At 71.3% G+C, this 595-nt stretch carries 1 protein-coding gene; it reads left to right on the top strand.

Annotated elements, in window-relative coordinates:
• Positions 1–595, top strand: a 595-nt coding sequence (locus tag CCN51_RS52425) for a biotin/lipoyl-containing protein (protein ID WP_342749440.1), incomplete at both ends; no start/stop codon positions are given.

Below are 595 nucleotides of genomic sequence, written 5' to 3'. Positions count from 1 at the left end.
ACCCCGCCCGGCGGCTGGCCGGAGCCGTTCCGCACCAAGGCGCTGCAGGGCCGCCCGGACCCCAAGCCGACACCCGGGCTGTCCGCCGAGGACCGTGAACTGCTGGACAAGGACCGGCGGGCGACGCTGAACCGGCTGCTGTTCCCCGGGCCGACCAGGGACTTCGCCACCCACCGCCAGAACTACGGCGACACCAGCCTGCTGGCCAGCAAGGACTTCTTCTACGGGCTGCGCCCGGGCAAGGAGTACGCGGTGGACCTCGAGCCCGGTGTCCGGCTGCTCATCGAGCTCGAAGCGATCGGCGAGGCCGACGAACGCGGTATGCGCACCGTGATGTCCTCGCTCAACGGCCAACTGCGGCCGATCCAGGTGCGGGACACCTCCGCGGCGTCCGACATTCCGGCGACGCAGAAAGCCGACAAGGCCAACCCCGGCCATGTCGCGGCCCCCTTCGCCGGCGTCGTCACGCTCACGGTCGCCGAAGGGGACACGGTCGAGGCCGGTGCCACCGTGGCCACCATCGAGGCGATGAAGATGGAGGCCACCATCACCGCCCCCAAGGCGGGGAAGGTGTCCCGGCTCGCGATCAGCCCGG

The sequence above is a fragment of the Streptomyces milbemycinicus genome, assembly GCF_002154605.1.
GTDB lineage: Bacteria > Actinomycetota > Actinomycetes > Streptomycetales > Streptomycetaceae > Streptomyces > Streptomyces milbemycinicus.
Note: the sequence above shows the minus strand (reverse complement) of the source record. Positions and strands in the feature narration are given on the sequence as shown.